Raw genomic sequence first — 15,382 nt, 5'->3', positions numbered from 1 at the left:
TTCAGTCGATGGTTCAGTAACGGTAGATGTGCCAAACGATGTAGCCCAAGACGCAGCTACTAATAATAATACTGCGGCAACTCAATTCAGCATAGTGAATGATCAGACCAAGCCTAGTGTTGTTTTGTCCAAAACAACGGATAAACCAGTATCTGGTGCATTTACTGTTTTAGTAAAGTTCAGTGAGAACATTTTTGGTTTCGACTTGACAGACCTTTCATTGTCAGCTGGCACCAAGAGTGACTTGGTTCAGGTTGACCAAAGTTCTTATACTGTTTTGGTTAAATCTGATGTAAGCAGTGTCGATATAAGTATGGCTGCTGGGATGGTTGAAGACATGGCTGGAAACATGAATACAGAGCCGACCTCTTTGAGCCTTGAGTTTAATAGTTTGCCTTCAGATATAGGGATTAGCAATCAATCAATTAATGAAAATAGTGGTACTGGAGCATTGGTTGGTCAGTTTAACACGTTAGATAACGAAGGAGACATACATACTTATACACTGATCTCTGGAACAGGGGATGCTGATAATAATAGTTTTACGATTAACGGAGTTGAACTGCTTACAGCTGAAAATTTTGACTTTGAAACAAAATCAAATTACAGCATTAGGGTTAAATCGACTGATTCATTTGGTGAGGTTTATGAGAAAACTTTAGAAATAACGATTTTGAATTTGCCTGAAGCACAAATCAGAGTAACGAATAATCCAGTTATACCAAGTACTGCATTAGGTTCGATATCGAGCTTTGATATTGTAATTTCTAATGATGGTGATGGTGATTTAATCGTTACTGAAGTAGCGTATTTTGTTGGGTTTACAGGGGTGTCTACTGGGTTTACTGTCTCACCTGCTAGTAGTAAAACACTTTCGATCGACTTTTCTCCGACAGAAGAAAAAACGTACAGTGGTAATATTGTTATTAAGTCGAACCTAGGAGAAACGAGTATGGCCGTGTCAGCCATAGGAGAAGTTGTTACTGGAATTGATGATGGTACAGTTAGCTCAGAAGATTTACTAGTTTACCCGAATCCTGCGAATGATTTCTTGACTATAGACTTGTCGAATACAGGGTATGTTTTTGTGAACTTAGACTTGATTGACATGAAAGGGCTGACCTTACTGTCTAGGAAACAAATCTCGGAAAAAGTCTTGATTATAGATGTTTCTAGCTATTCTTCGGGAATTTATTTAGTTGTTCTCTCGGATGGGTACTCAACAATCAAGAGGAAAATTATTATTGAGAATTAATATGGTTGCCCTTAAGCTCATTTAATAAGGTATTTACTGGATAATGAGTGTAGGAGTGAGAAGTCTCAATAAGTGTCTAAAACCATAGGTTAATGCGTGATTTGTGAACTTTACTTTTCTTATAGCTTTCCATCCAGACTTATTTAATAACCAGTCAAATTGCTAGTGTTCGAATTCATGAAAGTGTTGACCCCATTCATTAGGCTTGTTTCTATAAGCTTTACTAAATTATAAATCGAGGTCTATTCCTTTTGTGTCTCCATATCTGAGAAGTATTCTCTTACCACATTTGAGGTTCCGTACCTCGTGATTTTGAAGGTGGTTTGATAGAGGTGTTTACAAGGTCAAGTGTTTTTTTGAACCTTCTTTTTTTTATAATCGCTTCGTTAATTGGTGCTTTATAAGCTGTGAAAAGTCTTTTTAAGAAAAGACTAATTTGTCTGTAGTTTATGACTAAATTAACTTTTTTTAATGGAAATTGAAAGAAATTAGTGTTATTGTGATTGCTTATTATTAGTCTTTATGGTATTTGTTAGAAAACTCATTGGTTTATTCTTTGTTTGTGTTTTTCCTTACGCTAATACAGCATTTGGGCAGGTAAATTTGTCAAATGGACTGATTGCTCATTATAGCTTCAACGGATCGGCTCTTGATGAGAGCGGAAATGGGCATGATGGACAAATTATCGGAGCATTTCTTACAATGGATCGTTTTGATAATTGTGAATACGCCTATGGTTTTCAGAATTCACCGAACTTGATTTCTATCCCAAATGATGTTCTTGATCAGGCGGAGTCTTTTTCTGTTTCATTGTGGGTCAAGACAAACCAGCAGGGGGTGGCAATAACTGCGGCAAATAAAAGCAGACACAATGAGTTTTTTATTCAGATCAGGCCTGAAAATTACGTTTATACAACCGTGAGGGCAGATCCGAGTAAAGTGAGTCAAGGAGTTGCAGGCAATATTAAAGTTATTGATGACAAATGGCATCATGTGGTGATTACTCGAAACCATGTTTCTGGGAATGTGAAAATTCATATTGATGGGAAGTTAGACATTGATTCCAATAGACTATTAGCGGGAAACCCTGTACCTAAGCAACCGCTGGAAATTGCTGAAAATGGACTTCATATTGGTGCTGATCAAGATTGTATTGGTGGCTGTTGGGACCCGAATCAGCAATTTAAAGGAGCAATTGATGATGTAAGGTTTTTTAATAGACTAATATCCAATGATGAAATTGCCGCTCTAAAAAATTTGGATGAGTCTACTGTTACTCCTTTATTAACCTTAGATAGTGTTATTTCTGTCTGTGATGATTTCTCTCTTTTGGACGCAGGCCCGGGGTTTGATTCGTACCTCTGGAGCAATGGGGAGGTTACTCAGGTAATTAGGGCTGATGAAAGTGGGAGATATAATGTTGAAGCCAAGTTTAACAATTGTTCTTATACTAAAGATGTTGATTTAGAGCTTAATAACATAAATCTAAGTGTTACTGCAAGTGATAGTACTTTGACTTGTTTGAATCCTGTAACACTTATTGCATCGAACGGTTTTACAAACTATCGTTGGTCTGATGGACAGATTGGGCAGGAGGTTCAAGTTACAGCGCCAGGAGAGTATTTTGTAACAGCAGTAAATGACTGTGGAGAGGTCGCCTCAAATAAAGTGCAAATAAATATGGAAGAGTCCTTAGTGCTGTTAATAAGTGCTTCTGGAGAGAGCATTGGGTGTTCTGGAGAATCAATTGAGTTAATCGCCAGCGGTGGCTTCGATAATTATCTATGGTCGAATGGGGCTAATGGAAGAATCATTGAGGTGCAAGCAGCGGGAGAGTATGTTTTGTCAGCATCAAACAGCTGTGGAGAGGTAGTTTCTGAGAAAATAACTATTGGTAAAGAAACTATTGGTGAAGTGTTTATTCCCAATACATTTACTCCTAACGGGGATGGGAAGAATGATTTTTTTGAGATAGACTCAAAAATAGTTGGGGCTCACCTTAAAGTAGTAGACCGATGGGGTGGGGTGGTATTCAGCCATTTAGATTATCAAAATGATTGGTATGGTCAAGGTTTGAAGGATGGAACGTATTATTATTTAATAAATCATCCTTGTCTTGATAAAGATATTAAGGGCTGGGTTCAGATTGTGAAATCTGGATTTAAGTAAATAACTTCTTCAGAAGGCTGAGGAAAACTTCTTTATTGTGTTCTTCAGAAAGCATTAAAGCGTGTTTTGATGAGTTGGCTTTCATTACCTCAATATCTCTTTTCGATAAATTCTTTATTGATTCAGCCAGAGATTCCGGAGAGAAGTTTGAACTGATCACCCCTAATTCATATTTCTTTACGATTCTGGCCATTTCTGGAGAGGGACCAATGGCTATCGCTAACCTGCCTTGGATAAAATCGAACAACTTATTTGGAAGGGCATGTGTATAGTTGAAATTTATTGGCTCTAAAAGGAAAAGGCCAATGTCGTATTTGTTAATCGCGGGTACAATTTCTTCGTTCGGTAATGGCGGAAGTATTCTAATATTTGAAGTCTTGGTTATTTCTGCTTTCAAATTATCAAAATAAATAGCCGTACTTTCTGATGCATATTCGGGCAGCATTAGAATTAAATCAAGGTGATAACCGTCTCCTAAAAGGCCCATTAACGAAATCATATTTTCTATCTTTCTTGACTTATTAATTATCCCATGATGTACCATTTTAATGGTGTCCTCAACTTTGGTCGTTTCTAAACTATAGTATCTCGTTGCGTTTGTTATTACAACAGGTTTGACACCAAACTCTTTCATATATTCATTTGCAAGCCCTGAACAAACGGTGGTCATGATATTAGCTTTTAGAATGTACATCTCACATAGGTGTCGATACCAAGGCCCAAAAAGTAATTTCCACCAAAGCTTATCTTCAAAGTGCCGCGGAGCATATTCGTGAGCATCAAAAAAGACTTTTGCTGACTGCTTTAGTTTTAAGGCCAATGGCAGTGCTTCAATGTCATTGGCGATAATTAAATCAAAAGAGGGAAGATGAGTTCTTTTTAAAACCGATAAGTATCCATGCTGAATGGAATAGGCCAAATTGTAAAACCTTAACGCTAATGATATGGCCAGAAGTAACTTCTTGATTGGAGTTAATGGAATTTGTTGAATTACTTCGTATTGAATGTTTTCAATGTCTAATCGCTCTCCAAAACAAACAACAGTTACCTCATAATTGGTACTTAACCATTTGATTTGTCTAGTTACTCTGGCATCATACTTTAAGTCAGAAAACGATAAAACTAAGGCACGTTTCATTTTCTAAGACTGTAAATAGTACTACCAAAAAACAGCAACACCACCAAAATAGAGAAAATCCTCATTACGATTTTCCCCGCACTGTAGATGGTAGGTTTGAACTCGAAAACGATTTCATGATTTCCAGCAGGGATTTCCAATGCACGAAGTACATAATTGGCGCGAAGCATTTCTACTGGCTGACCATCAATGGTTACTTTAAACCCTTTTGGGTAATAAATTTCAGAGAATACAGCAAAGCCATCTCCTGAATTCTGGCTGTTGTATTTCCAATAACCAGGGTGGTAGTCTATTAAGTTAATCTGCCCTTCGCTGCTTGGATCATCAATTTTTAAATCGAATTCGCTAGCATTGACAATCGCTTGTGTCTTGGTCTCAATATCTCCAATCTTATTAAAAGCTTCATCTGGAGAATTAACTTTAAATAGATTGTCAACAAACCAAGCGGCTCCATTCGCTGAATTATTCGTCAGAACACCTTGATTTGAATTGGGATCTATAATTAAGTAACGGGTATTCAACATATTCAAAACCTCGAAACCACGAAGGTTGCTGTCGCCATTCTTAATTCTTTCGGTCAATTCCTGCATTTCAGGAAAGATGTTATTGTCGATTAATTCTTGATATCTTCTCAAGCGCGCACCATGATACCCATTGATGGTATGGTGATGGTAAGACGACTGAGCGTTGTAAAATGATGAAGTGAGGTTTAGTACACGATCTCCTAAACTTTCGTTTTGTTTAATATATCTGTCTGCATTGGTTTCGGTAAAAAACTGCGCTCTTGGCGATTTAGCAAAGTTAGCCTCTCCAATAAAACGTCCAGCAACGAGACTTACATCTAAAATCCCAAGCAAAATCATTAGTCCGAAAGCCGTAGGTTTTCCTAGTTTTTTGATGGAATACAAAAAGTAAGTACCTGCAAAAAGAGCAATGAAAATAAAGGCTCGGAATGCATCACTTCGGAATAAATCCTTACGGTCTTCTTTTAGAGCATTTGCGTATTCTACAGGTAACTGTCCGTCAAAGACCGAACTGAAACCTAATACGCTTGGAATGATTGCTAATAGTAAAGCCAAACCTCCAGTGGCGCCTAAGGCGATCCATAATTTCTTTTGTTGAGCCTTATTCAGTTTTTGATCTATCACCTTTTCTAAGCCCAACATTCCTAAGAAAATAATACCGAAAATCGGCATCATAATAGTGAAACTCACCGATCTGAATTTGTTATAGCCTGGGAAGTAATCGAAGAGAAAGTAATTCAGGCTAGGTAGGTTTCGGCCGTAGCTCATTAAAATCCCTAAAATGGAAACGGCCACAAGCCAAATCACATACCTTCTTTCTACAAAGAACATCCCCACTACACAAAGGAATACCATGATTGCACCTGCATAGTAAGTAGTTGGTGATTCTTTGCCCCAATAGGTTCTAAGTTGCGGAAGGGTTTGTCTTACTTGGGCTTCAGTAGCACCTGCTTTTCGCAAAACATCTGCGCTGTTTGAGTCGGTTCCTAATACATCATTTCCTCCTAAAGCATTTGGAATAAATAAGGTGAAGGGGTCGGCAAGGCCATTGCTGTATTGAAAAGCGTAGGTTTTAGATAAGCCGTCTTCGTTTAAGTCTTGGTCGGTTTGTTGAGTTAATTCAGACTGACCTCGGTTTGAATATTTTCCGTACTCGTAAGTCGCATAAAATTCACCAAAGAAAGTGCCCACAGCTAAAACAGCCGCCAATACGAGTAATCCCAAGCGATGTGCAAAAGGCTTTAATTCGCCTTGCTTTGCCGCATGAATCAGCTGAAGTAATCCGTAAATAGCAACAATAAAAGCCAAGTAATAAGTGATTTGAAGGTGGTTTACCCGCATTTGCATGGCCAAAGCCAAAGCAGTAAGGCTAAAGCCCAACCGTTTATTTCTGGTGAAGCAGAGGTGAATTCCGCCCATAACCAATGGCATCAGTGAAACTGCCGAAATTCGAGCATTGTGCCCGGCCGTTATGCCTATAATATTGTAAGAAGAAAGCGCAAAGGTGACTGCGCCAATAATGGCCAAATAAGGCCTCACTTTAAAGCAAAGGAGCATGATGTAGAAAGATATCATCGAAACAAAGATGATTCTAACGGGGTGAGGTAGTCCAAAACTGATTACTGCATGCATGGTTTTGATCAATTCATTCCCCCATTTCACGCTCACCATATAGGCTGGCATTCCGCTAAACATGGAGTTGGTCCAAAGGCCTTCTTCGCCAGTTTCAGCCCTGTAATCCAAAATCTCTTTCGCGCCACCTTCCCATTGCAAAATATCGCCTTGGGTTAAACTCTTGTTTTCAAAAAAAACGGGTTTGAAAAGGATAAGCGTAAGCACTAAAAAAATGGCAATCGCTACAATATGAGGCAATACGTCCTTCTTAAAATCGACTTTGATCATGTTTGGGAATGTTATGAAGGCACCAATATCTTCATATCAAATGTATTTAAAAAGGTGAAATGTTTTTTTTGGGTTTTTCAATGCGAATTCATCCTTCGCGCTGACGATTATTTTTATATTTTTGCAGTCAATTACAATTGAGAATATGTTTGATAATTTAAGTGGTAAGCTGGATCAGGCGTTTAAAACGCTGAAGGGACAAGGAACAATAACTGAAATTAACGTTGCCTCTACGGTAAAGGAAATCAGAAGGGCTTTAATCTCTGCTGATGTTAACTTTAAAGTAGCCAAAGATGTAACGGATAGAATTAAGGAAGAAGCACTTGGGCGTGACGTATTGATTTCTGTTAAACCAGGCCAACTTTTAGTGAAGATTGTAAGCGAAGAGCTTACCAAAATGATGGGGGGCGAAAAAGCCGACTTCAATGTGAAGGGCGACCCAGCTGTCATCTTGATTTCTGGACTTCAAGGTTCGGGTAAAACGACTTTCTCTGGTAAACTGGCCAATATGCTTAAAAAGCAAGGTCGTCAGGTATTGCTAACCGCTTGTGATATTTATAGACCCGCTGCGATTGACCAATTGAAAGTGTTAGGAGAGCAAGTAGGAGTGGAGGTATATGCCGAGCCAGAGAATAAGAATGCCCTTCAAATTGCCAATAACGCAATCAAACACGCTAAAGCAACGGGTAAGAAAATTGTAATTGTTGATACTGCCGGACGTTTGGCGGTAGACGAACAAATGATGAATGAAATTGAGGAGCTTAAAAGAGCCCTTAATCCTACCGAAACCTTGTTTGTTGTCGATTCGATGACAGGACAGGATGCGGTAAATACAGCCAAAACCTTTAACGAACGTCTCGATTTTGATGGTGTTGTTCTGACCAAATTAGATGGTGATACCCGTGGTGGAGCTGCCCTCTCTATCAGAACGGTGGTGGACAAACCAATCAAGTTCATGTCTACTGGCGAGAAGATGGATGCCATCGATCTTTTCTATCCTGATAGGATGGCTAGCAGAATTCTTGGTATGGGTGATGTGGTGTCCTTGGTAGAAAAGGCACAAGAAAACTTTGACGAGGAAGAAACACGCAAGCTGAATAAGAAGATTCGTCAGAATAAATTCGACTTTGAAGACTTTCTTTCTCAGCTCGAGCAAATCAAGAAAATGGGTAACATCAAAGACCTTTTGGGGATGATCCCTGGCATGGGGAAAGCCATAAAAGGACTAGATATTGATGACGATTCATTCAAGCCAATAGAGGCCATTATCAAATCGATGACAAAGGCTGAAAGGGCCAATCCAGATTTGATTGATGGCAGTAGAAAAAAGAGAATTGCAAGTGGTAGCGGAAGAACTATTCAGGAAGTAAACAACCTAATGAAGCAGTTTGCGGACATGCGCAAAATGATGAAAACCATGAACAAGATGGGGGGAGGAAAAAGAGCCTTAGCCAACCTTGGAGGAATGAGACGATAGTCCTTCGTAACTAACTGATTAGTATTCTAATTATCGAGTGGATTCCCATTCAATTAATGCCATTTGGTATTGAAAATCACTAGTCTGAAAGGTGAGCTTATATTTTGATCCGTTGGGGTTTCCCATCGAAGAGAAGCGAGCTAAGTTAGCGCTAGTAGAATCCGTATTAAGTTTTTTATTTACTTCATACTCAATATCGGCACCTATTCTGACCCATTTCAATTTGTAGTGGTCTAGGTTTTTGTTAATAGAATATCCATTACTGGTTTTTGTAATCGCCTTTTCTGTTTCCAGAAGGGTTTTATTATGGTAGTCGTTGATCACTAATTTAGCCCTGCCAAATTGATTAATTAACTCATTGGATTTGTCTACAGTTAAATAAGCTTGAATTTGTACCAATAGGCTGTCGATAAAGAACAAATCAATATTGTTGATATAATGAGATTCGGCCAAATAGTCCATTTGGTCTAAACTATACACCGAAAAGTCTTTGGTGTAAAATTCGCCATAATGTTTAAAAACCCTTTGATCGAGTTCCGAAATGGGCATGCCCAATTCCAACGAGGAAAATGATACTTTGTATTTTGGTACCGAACTGTTTACTGAGGCAATTGGTACCCTTGGGGCTGGTTCTACTTCCTTAACTTTTTTCTGAGGAACTTCCTTTTTAGGAGCACTACAACCTATAGAAAATAAGAGAGTGGTAATCAGTAAAAACGGCTGAACTATCTTCTTCAATACAGAACTAATTTTTACGTTAATGTAGGGGAAATTAATGAGTAAGCAAAATTTGGGATGTACATGTTACTATTTATAGGAATCCGTTACTTTTAGAAAAGAAAGCTTAGGGGATGCTCGAAGAAGGAAATCTCCCCATGCAAGAGTTGATAGTTCAAAAAGGGTTGGAGGCCTAAATGATGAAAGTAATAAATAGAGTATCGTATGTTGTTATAATTGCAGTAGTAGTACAAGGGATCTTTTTCCCTATCGATAATTACATATTTGGTATAGTAAGGATCGTTTTATTGTTAGGTTCTATAGCCTTGACGTTCTACACTGAAAGACTAATTAGGAAATCTAACTAATCGGAGGAATGATTAATAAAAAATCCCAAGGGATGGTGTTAACCAATAATAAAGTAGGGGAAAGTATTCTGATAGAGGCGGTGTGTACGAACCGGAGCATAGTAGATCAAACTCCTACAAGGGATATTAGGTAAGTCAATTAGTAAAGATTGACAAGATGAAATTGGTGAAATCAATTAAAGAGAATACTACGTTTTTGATTACATCCTTTATTGGGCTTTTGCTCTTAGGTGTAATTTATGGATTTCGTGAAATGTTGTACTGGAGCGCAGTTATGATGGCTATTTCACTTCCCGTCATAATGCTAGTGGTCGTTTATAGAACATTTGAGCGATTTGGAAAAAGAGAAGCATTGGTGATTCTTAAGAGAAGGTCGCCATATTTCTTAATTGTCATTACTGTATTTATTTTAGACTACACTTTCGTTCTAGACAATTACTTTAGGAAATACATTTTGGTTCTAGATTCTGTGATTATTGTTGGGCTTTTGGTCTTAGTCTTATTGATCAAGGCATATAGAAACATTTAATCTTTCTGGTGCTCAATTGCCCACTGCGGTAACTGGTGCTTACCTGTGTTGAGTACCTTTTTTCTTATGTACTTCGAGTGCATATAAGTAAGTATAAAGGAAAGACCAGTCCGCACTAAAAGTGCGAACTAGGAAGCTTCAGAGGAATATCAACCCTGTTCTTTGACTACTGCCAAAACCTCAGAGTATTGGTTAGTTGTGATGTCCTTGATTTGAATAGCCTGTAAATCACTAGGAGGAAGGCCATATTTTAAATGAGCTTCCCATACATATTCAATAAACCATTCTGGTTCTTTTCCCCAGCGTTTTTCCTTTAGCCTTCTTTTTAAGAAGTTTTCTTTATCAATATTTAGAAAAATGGATTGGTTGATTAAGGCATTGATATTGGTATTAGCGAACACCAGAATGCCCTCAATGATGACATAATCATAATGCTTTTTTGCTTGAGTGATGGCTTTGTACCAAGCATCCCAATCAATAGACTCTGGGACTTCCCAGTCGGGCAGGTCTTTAATTTTTGGTAGCTTATCTTTTGGTAGCGCGTATTCGTCCTGATGGAGTACTGTGGCGTTCTTTAGCTGAGTCCCCAGCCAATCTGCCAGCGTAGATTTACCTGACCTTGAAACTCCTCCTATAGCGATTACGGTAGACATGGCTAAAAATAAAAAATCCGAACCTATAAGGCTCGGATTCCTAAATATCATTTTAAAAAAAGACTACTTATACATAACTGAATGTACAGCATCTAGCGTTCTTTTTACATTCGGTAGAATTACATCAATCAAAGTTGGAGCATAAGGCAATGGTAAGTCCATGCTGTTTACTCTTTTGATTGGCGCATCTAAATAATCAAATGCATCTTTTTGTACGTTGAAAGCGATGTCTGTTGCCAATGAAGACAATGGCCATGCTTCTTCTACAATCACCAAACGGTTTGTTTTCTTTACCGATTTAATAATGGTAGGGTAGTCCAAAGGTCTTACAGAACGAAGGTTAATTACCTCTGCGCTAATTCCGTCTTTGGCCAATTCATCAGCTGCCTCGTGGGCTATTTTCATCATTTTACCGAAAGAAACCAAAGTAACATCAGATCCTTCGCGCTCAATGTGCGCTTTACCAATTTCTAATACGTATTCTTCTTCAGGCACTTCGCCTTTGTCGCCATACATTAATTCCGATTCCATGAAAATCACTGGGTCGTTATCGCGAATGGCGGCTTTCAATAAGCCTTTTGCATCGTATGGAGTAGAAGGCACTACCACTTTTAATCCTGGGGTGTTTGCATACCAGTTCTCAAAGTTTTGAGAGTGCTGAGAGCTCAACATGCCTGCGTTACCTGTAGGTCCTCTAAACACGATAGGAACGGAGTATTGTCCGCCAGACATTGACATCATTTTAGCAGCAGAGTTGATTACTTGATCAATAGCTACCAGTGAGAAGTTGAAGGTCATGAATTCGATAATTGGCTTAAGACCATTCATAGCGGCACCAACACCAATTCCTGCGAACCCTAGTTCCGCAATGGGGGTATCGATTACTCTTTCTGGGCCAAACTCGTCTAACATGCCTTGGCTCACTTTGTAAGCACCATTATACTCGGCCACTTCTTCTCCCATAAGAAAGATTTTATCATCTTTTCTCATTTCCTCAGACATGGCTTCTCTCAGGGCTTCACGAAACTGTATTTCTCTCATTCATCTAGGGGTTAATGGCCGTAAAAATAAACATTCAGTACTCAATTCACAAAGAAAGATTGACAAGAGTAATGGGTATAAAAAAAGGCTCTGAATTTACATCCAGAGCCCTTTTTTGAATTTTTATGCTCGATTACTTCAAGATGTCGATAAATGCTTGATTACCACTGAACTCTCTGAACTCTAAATCAGATAAAGCTTTTGCTTTCAATGAAGCGTCAGCGTTTACAGCATTTCTTAAGTTCTCGATTACTTTGTTCTCGTTTCCTTGACGAGCAGCAGCAACTGCCGCTAAGTAATGAGCCCAAACAAATGCTCTATCGTTAGAGATTACAGTTTCAAAAGTAGACTGAGCGCTTCTGAAATCGCCTTTCAAGAACTGAGCCATACCTTTGTTGTATTGGTCAACCGAACGGTTTGTAGCATTGCCCAATGAGCTTAATGCTGCATCGTAGCTAGCCATTTTGATTTCAATAGCGCCTTTAGCACCGTTTACACCTTGTCTCACATCGTTACCAGGGTTCATTGTTAATGCTTTGTTTAAAGCATCAAGAGCCGCTTGGTTGTTATTTTGCATTGCTTGCGCCATTCCTAAGTTTGCTTGCGCATGAACGTTAGCATTCTTTTGGTTTGAAATTTCGAAATGGTTGATCGCATCTCTCAACATGTTAGTTTTTTCTCTTCCAGAAGCAGCCATTGCCATTTCCATAGATACTGCACCAAGGTTGTTGTGGATTGCCCAAGTATCGTTCTTTTTAGCAGCAGCTTCGTAGATTGATTTTTTCTCTTCTAAAGAAGGAGTGAATGAAGCAGCATAAGCCAACTCTTCAGCAGAAAGTTGATCAGCAGATCCTCTTCCTTGTGCAATAGATTTTGCTAAAGAAATAATTTCTTCTCTTGATTTTTTAGGCTTAATAGTTAACACTTCAGTTTTAGCTGTTCTCAACTGAGGATAGATGTCTTTAAATACTTGCTTGTAAGTACTCAACTTCTGAAGTTGTTTTTCTTTTTGTTCGAAAGAACCTGAACCATTGATAATGTTAGTCCATTCTGATTTTTGAGCAGAAGAAATGCCATTGTAGCTAGAAAGCATGGCTTTCAATTCATTCCAATCGTCAACAACTGGTTTAGTGATGAATCTGATTTGACTTGCCATTCCTTGGTAGTCATATTTATCCATTTGCTCTCTGTACCATGTTTCGATGGCTACAGCTCTTTCTTTTGCTAAGTCAGCGTTAATTCTGTCTTTACCTTCTGGAGAGTGAGTACCAGTGATGGTAACTGTTTTAGTTGCATTCTTTTCTGCAATGAAAGCAGCAAACCTTGAACCTCTATCACTGTTTTTTTCTACTGGCCTTAAAACCGATCTTCCTTGCTCAAAGAAAAACTCTACGTTAGTAGGGATTAGTTCTTCTTTATCATTGTAGCCATGAGGAGCATATGAAGTAAAGTAAGAAGGCTGAACCAAAGTAGAAGTAGTAATTAAACCTTCAGCAATGATAAGTTTTTCAGATTCTACAAAGTTTCCAGTTTTAGGGTTTGAAGCAACACCTTGAACTAAAAGGTTTCCGCGAGACATAGCAGGGTCATATGCGAAAGAGTATTCTTTAGATGCTTTAGGCTGCTCTGTTGAAGCGTTAGGGAAATCTTTCTCATTGAAAACAACTGGAGCCAATTGTTTTTCTTGAGTGCCGTATTGGTAATATGTGTTTAATGTGTAAACCTTTTTAGGTTTTAACATTTTAACAGGCAGGTTTGCCGACATTGTGAATTTTACTTCGTTCCCGTGAACTTCCAATGGAGATGGCTCAACTGTAAGTCCTTGGTCTTTAGACATTCTTGCCATTTTGCTTAGTGCGCAACCAGACATTGATAGGACACCAAGTATCAAGAATGGAAAAAATAGTTTAGCTGTTTGGGTTTTCATATTATTTTGATTGATTTAGAACAGTATAGCCTTAATTTTAGGACTGCAAGTTTAATAAAATTTTAATGGATTCCGATTTTAACCTTTAATAAATTCTTTTGTAAATTTGATGTAATATTTGTCCAATGGAAAGAATTCAACGTTTTTTTGAAAGCCAAGCCTACGGTGTTTGTACCAAATTAGGTGAGAAGCTTAATCTGTCGGCTTCTTCTATTCGCTTGTTCTTCATCTATGCTTCATTTATTACTTTTGGTTCACCTTTATTGATTTATTTAGGCCTAGCCTATGTGATCAATTTTCGGAAGCATTTACGTAGAAGACAAAATCCTGTTTGGTACAATTAAGGATTTATTTTTTGATAGGTTTTTTTCTGCCTTAAAAAGTAATCCCAAATCACTAAGCCCCTATATCTTGGATTGTTTTGCGATAGTCTTTTTGCAGACTTTCGTTTTTTGATTTGGCTAGGAATAGACCTCATAAAATCGAAATGGGCTCTGATGATTGCGAACCCGTGTGGAAGTCCACTCAGAATTGAGAATTGAGCAATGGCAAGCCAATCTAAAATCAATCGGATTGGAAATTTCCAGAAGAGGTCAGAAGTGATTTCATTCTTTAAAAGAATAGTTAGCCCATTTCTGAAATTTAGATAGGTCTTTCTTGGACTGGATTTATCTAATGTTCCACCGCCTAAATGGTAAACTACACTTTCAGGACATACTTTTACTTTATAACCTAAATTCCAAAAGCGCCAGCAAAGATCAATCTCTTCCATATGAGCGAAGAAGTCTTCGTCTAGACCACCAGCTTCAAAATAAGCCGAACGCCTAACAAAAAGAGAAGCCCCCGAAGCCCAAAACACATCTTGGGTTTCTTGATATTGATTTTGGTCTTCTTCTATGGTATGAAATACTCTGCCTCGGCAAAATGGATATCCTAGAATGTCAAGATAACCACCCGAGGCACCAGCATACTCAAAGTGGGTTTGCTTTTTTAGGTCTAAAATTTTTGGCTGAACTGCCGCCAAACTACTATCCGATTCCATCAGTTTTAAAATTGGAGAAATCCAACCTTCAGACACCTGAACATCGGTATTAAGCAGTACTACAAATTCATGATCTAACTCTTTTAGTGCTTTATTGTAGCCTCCACAAAAGCCATAATTTTTTGAATAGGTAATTAATCTAACGGATGGGAAGTTGTTTGTAACAAACTCCACAGAGCCATCTGTTGATCCATTATCAATCACAATAACGTCATGTCCTGTGCTGAATTGCACAACAGAAGGCAAGAAGTTTTCTAGATGAGTTTTGCCGTTATAATTAAGAAGGGCAACGGATAGGTTTGACATTAGAACATATTACCTAGGTCCATTCCAGGGATGTTAGGCATAATACCTTCTGTGCTTTTTCTGATTTCCTCTTTTGCGCTAATGTCTGCTTTATCAAGCGCATTGTTAATGGCGGCTACAGTAAGGTCTTGAACTGTTTCTTTATCTTCTTTGCTCATTAAAGCTTCATCAATTTCAATTGAAATGACTTGCTTTTTCCCATTAACGGTAGCTTTTACCATTCCGGCACCAGCCTCGCCTGTTTCTTGAATGTATTCTAGCTTGTCCTGGGCTTCCTTCATTTTGGACTGCATCTCCTTCACCTTGCCCATCATTTTCATCATATCGAACATAA

13 protein-coding genes are annotated in these 15,382 nt (G+C 38.4%); 5 read left to right on the top strand and 8 right to left on the bottom strand.

Annotated elements, in window-relative coordinates:
* Both AWW67_RS16850 and AWW67_RS16845 read left to right on the top strand, forming a co-directional pair.
* Positions 1-1,255: T9SS type A sorting domain-containing protein (locus tag AWW67_RS16850; protein ID WP_141655488.1), on the top strand; the 1,255-nt coding region annotated here is incomplete at its 5' end.
* 522 nt (positions 1,256-1,777) lie between these two features.
* Positions 1,778-3,424, top strand: coding sequence for a LamG-like jellyroll fold domain-containing protein (locus tag AWW67_RS16845; protein ID WP_062303141.1), 1,647 nt, complete (start codon positions 1,778-1,780; stop codon positions 3,422-3,424).
* Here AWW67_RS16845 and AWW67_RS16840 read toward each other — a convergent pair.
* Together AWW67_RS16840 and AWW67_RS16835 are read right to left on the bottom strand one after the other, a co-directional pair.
* Complete coding sequence (locus tag AWW67_RS16840; RefSeq protein ID WP_062303140.1) at positions 3,417-4,562, bottom strand: glycosyltransferase family protein; 1,146 nt, start codon at positions 4,560-4,562, stop codon at positions 3,417-3,419. The genes AWW67_RS16845 and AWW67_RS16840 overlap by 8 nt on opposite strands.
* Positions 4,559-6,988: a YfhO family protein gene (locus AWW67_RS16835; protein WP_062303138.1), complete on the bottom strand. Its 2,430-nt coding sequence runs from the start codon at positions 6,986-6,988 to the stop codon at positions 4,559-4,561. The genes AWW67_RS16840 and AWW67_RS16835 overlap by 4 nt, the downstream gene beginning before the upstream one ends.
* Before the next feature lie 145 nt (positions 6,989-7,133).
* On the opposite strand from AWW67_RS16835, the gene ffh reads away from it, so the two are divergent.
* On the top strand, positions 7,134-8,465 hold the full coding sequence (gene ffh, locus AWW67_RS16830) for a signal recognition particle protein (RefSeq protein WP_053223019.1): 1,332 nt from the start codon (positions 7,134-7,136) through the stop codon (positions 8,463-8,465).
* A 30-nt stretch (positions 8,466-8,495) separates the two neighbouring features.
* Here ffh and AWW67_RS16825 read toward each other — a convergent pair whose 3' ends face one another.
* On the bottom strand, positions 8,496-9,203 hold the full coding sequence (locus tag AWW67_RS16825) for a hypothetical protein (protein ID WP_141655487.1): 708 nt from the start codon (positions 9,201-9,203) through the stop codon (positions 8,496-8,498).
* A 504-nt stretch (positions 9,204-9,707) separates the two neighbouring features.
* On the opposite strand from AWW67_RS16825, the gene AWW67_RS16820 reads away from it, so the two are divergent.
* Positions 9,708-10,079, top strand: a complete 372-nt coding sequence (locus tag AWW67_RS16820; protein WP_062303136.1) for a hypothetical protein — start codon at positions 9,708-9,710, stop codon at positions 10,077-10,079.
* Between the two features lie 149 nt (positions 10,080-10,228).
* Here the strand turns inward: AWW67_RS16820 and AWW67_RS16815 are convergent, their stop codons facing one another.
* The 3 genes from AWW67_RS16815 to AWW67_RS16805 all read right to left on the bottom strand — a co-directional run bounded on the left by AWW67_RS16815 (position 10,229) and on the right by AWW67_RS16805 (position 13,610).
* Positions 10,229-10,732, bottom strand: a complete 504-nt coding sequence (locus tag AWW67_RS16815; protein ID WP_176700070.1) for a nucleoside/nucleotide kinase family protein — start codon at positions 10,730-10,732, stop codon at positions 10,229-10,231.
* A gap of 63 nt (positions 10,733-10,795) precedes the next feature.
* Positions 10,796-11,773, bottom strand: a complete 978-nt coding sequence (locus tag AWW67_RS16810; RefSeq protein WP_062303133.1) for a pyruvate dehydrogenase complex E1 component subunit beta — start codon at positions 11,771-11,773, stop codon at positions 10,796-10,798.
* 133 nt (positions 11,774-11,906) lie between these two features.
* The gene (locus AWW67_RS16805) at positions 11,907-13,610 is read right to left on the bottom strand and encodes a tetratricopeptide repeat protein (RefSeq protein ID WP_245620791.1); all 1,704 of its coding nucleotides are present in this window, start codon (positions 13,608-13,610) and stop codon (positions 11,907-11,909) included.
* A 215-nt stretch (positions 13,611-13,825) separates the two neighbouring features.
* Between AWW67_RS16805 and AWW67_RS16800 the strand changes: the two genes are divergently transcribed.
* Complete coding sequence (locus AWW67_RS16800; RefSeq protein WP_053223026.1) at positions 13,826-14,044, top strand: PspC domain-containing protein; 219 nt, start codon at positions 13,826-13,828, stop codon at positions 14,042-14,044.
* Here AWW67_RS16800 and AWW67_RS16795 read toward each other — a convergent pair.
* Together AWW67_RS16795 and AWW67_RS16790 are read right to left on the bottom strand one after the other, a co-directional pair.
* Entirely contained in the window at positions 14,041-15,048 is a 1,008-nt protein-coding gene (locus AWW67_RS16795; protein WP_053223027.1) for a glycosyltransferase family 2 protein, read from the bottom strand. The genes AWW67_RS16800 and AWW67_RS16795 overlap by 4 nt on opposite strands.
* Positions 15,048-15,380: a YbaB/EbfC family nucleoid-associated protein gene (locus AWW67_RS16790; protein WP_053223028.1), complete on the bottom strand. Its 333-nt coding sequence runs from the start codon at positions 15,378-15,380 to the stop codon at positions 15,048-15,050. Before AWW67_RS16790 ends, AWW67_RS16795 begins: the two co-directional genes overlap by 1 nt.
* Positions 15,381-15,382 lie beyond the last annotated feature (2 nt).

Source organism: Roseivirga seohaensis (assembly GCF_001592945.1).
GTDB classification, from domain to species: Bacteria; Bacteroidota; Bacteroidia; order Cytophagales; family Cyclobacteriaceae; genus Roseivirga; species Roseivirga seohaensis.
The sequence above is the reverse complement of the archived record's forward strand: the minus strand, read 5'-3'. Positions and strand labels throughout refer to the sequence as shown.

Bases quoted from the DNA above. Each gene is read 5' to 3' on its own strand.
- AWW67_RS16820 (WP_062303136.1), top strand. From the start codon at position 9,708: ATGAAATTGGTGAAATCAATTAAAGAGAATACTACGTTTTTGATTACA.
- AWW67_RS16835 (WP_062303138.1), bottom strand. From the start codon at position 6,988: ATGATCAAAGTCGATTTTAAGAAGGACGTATTGCCTCATATTGTAGCG.
- AWW67_RS16815 (WP_176700070.1), bottom strand. From the start codon at position 10,732: ATGTCTACCGTAATCGCTATAGGAGGAGTTTCAAGGTCAGGTAAATCT.
- AWW67_RS16840 (WP_062303140.1), bottom strand. From the start codon at position 4,562: ATGAAACGTGCCTTAGTTTTATCGTTTTCTGACTTAAAGTATGATGCC.
- AWW67_RS16810 (WP_062303133.1), bottom strand. From the start codon at position 11,773: ATGAGAGAAATACAGTTTCGTGAAGCCCTGAGAGAAGCCATGTCTGAG.
- AWW67_RS16800 (WP_053223026.1), top strand. From the start codon at position 13,826: ATGGAAAGAATTCAACGTTTTTTTGAAAGCCAAGCCTACGGTGTTTGT.
- AWW67_RS16845 (WP_062303141.1), top strand. From the start codon at position 1,778: ATGGTATTTGTTAGAAAACTCATTGGTTTATTCTTTGTTTGTGTTTTT.
- AWW67_RS16795 (WP_053223027.1), bottom strand. From the start codon at position 15,048: ATGTCAAACCTATCCGTTGCCCTTCTTAATTATAACGGCAAAACTCAT.
- ffh (WP_053223019.1), top strand. From the start codon at position 7,134: ATGTTTGATAATTTAAGTGGTAAGCTGGATCAGGCGTTTAAAACGCTG.
- AWW67_RS16790 (WP_053223028.1), bottom strand. From the start codon at position 15,380: ATGTTCGATATGATGAAAATGATGGGCAAGGTGAAGGAGATGCAGTCC.
- AWW67_RS16805 (WP_245620791.1), bottom strand. From the start codon at position 13,610: ATGTCTAAAGACCAAGGACTTACAGTTGAGCCATCTCCATTGGAAGTT.